The organism is Streptomyces sp. NPDC007971, from assembly GCF_042958635.1.
Taxonomy (GTDB): Bacteria; Actinomycetota; Actinomycetes; order Streptomycetales; family Streptomycetaceae; genus Streptomyces.
This window is the reverse complement of record NZ_JBIBJK010000088.1, coordinates 1-1,478: the sequence shown is the minus strand read 5'-3', so window position 1 is coordinate 1,478 and position 1,478 is coordinate 1. Positions and strand designations below refer to the sequence as shown.

Sequence of the window (1,478 nt, the reverse complement as noted above, 5' to 3'; positions counted from 1 at the left end):
GGGGATGTCAACTGGTTTGTGTGTGATGCGTGTTCTGCTCCATGGGTTCTGGTGCCTGTGGTGGTTACTGTGGGTTGATGGTGGTCAGAGGGGGAGCCGGTCGCCGAACCGGATCTTGAACTGGTTCATGGCGCGGGTCCAGCCGAGGGTTCCGGTGCCGCGGATGCGGCCGGTGGGGATCTTCCCGTCGCCGTCGATGTGCCGGCCTTCGATGTTGCGGATGCCGAGGTAGAGCAGTTTCATCGCGGCGTCGTCGGAGGGGAAGTGCCCGGAGGTTTTGACGAGTTTGCGCAGGTTGCGGTTCATCGACTCGATCGCGTTGGTGGTGTAGATGACGCGGCGGATGTCCTGGTCGAAGTCGAGGAACGGGATGAACTGCTCCCACGCGTTCTCGAACACCGCCACCAGGCCGGGGTAGTGCCGTCCCCAGTCCTCACGTACCCGCTCGAGGGCTTCGAGTGCGGCACCCTCGTCGACGGCGGTGTAGACCGGCTTCAAGGCTGCGGCGACCTTCTTGCGGTCGGTGTGGGACACGTACTTCATGGCCGCCCTGATCAAGTGGACGACGCAGGTCTGCGTGATCGCTGCGGGCCAGGTGGCCTCGATCGCCTCGGGCAGGCCCTTGAGGCCGTCGCAGCACACGATGAGCGCGTCGCGCAGGCCGCGGTGCTTGAGCTGGGTCAGCACGTGGAGCCAGAATTTCGCGCCCTCGCCCTCCTGGAGCCAGATGCCCAGCACGTTCTTGATGCCGTCGACATCGACGCCGATGACCAGGTGGGCGGCCTTGCTGACCACGTGTCCGCCGTCACGGACCTTGATCCGGATCGCGTCGATGTACAAGATCGGGTAACACTCGTCGAGGGGCCGGTTCTGCCAGCTGGTGACCTCGTCCGTGATCACATCGGTCACCTTCGAGACCAGCGCCGGGGAGACCTCGGCCCCGTACACCTCCGCCAGGTGCCCGGTGATGTCCCTGGTCGTCATGCCGCGGGCGTACAGCGACAGGATCATCTCGTCGACCTGCCCCAGCCGGCGCGTGCCCTTGGGCACGATCTGCGGGACGAACTCGCCCTTACGGTCTCGCGGCACCTCCACCGTGACCGGACCGGCCATGGTCGTGACCGTCTTCCCGAAGCTGCCGTTGCGGTTGTTCCCGCTGCCCCGCCCGGCCGGATCCCCCGCCTCATAGCCGAGATGATCCGCCATCTCGACCTGTAAAGCCCGCTCGATCACCCGCTTCATCATCTGCTGCAGCAGCCCGTCCCGGCCGTCCAGACCGATCCCGGACTCCTTCGCGTCCTCGATCAGCGCGTCGATCGCCTCAGGCGACAACACCCGCGCCACCCGCTCCGCCGCCTCTAACCGGCCTGCCTCGGATTCCTGCCTCGATATCACTGTGCGTCACTTTCTGTTCAGAGCAGGAACCAGACTAGACAGGAGCAATCAACCGCCACTCACACAACCTGGTGTACACCCTC

1 protein-coding gene is annotated in these 1,478 nt (G+C 65.2%); it reads right to left on the bottom strand.

Annotation, left to right across the window (positions count from 1 at the left end; genetic code table 11):
• Nucleotides 1–84: 84 nt before the first annotated feature.
• Nucleotides 85–1,344 (bottom strand): IS256 family transposase, encoded by a 1,260-nt coding sequence (locus ACFZCP_RS45890; RefSeq protein WP_391443267.1) that lies wholly within the window; start codon nucleotides 1,342–1,344, stop codon nucleotides 85–87.
• Between the last annotated feature and the right edge of the window lie 134 nt (nucleotides 1,345–1,478).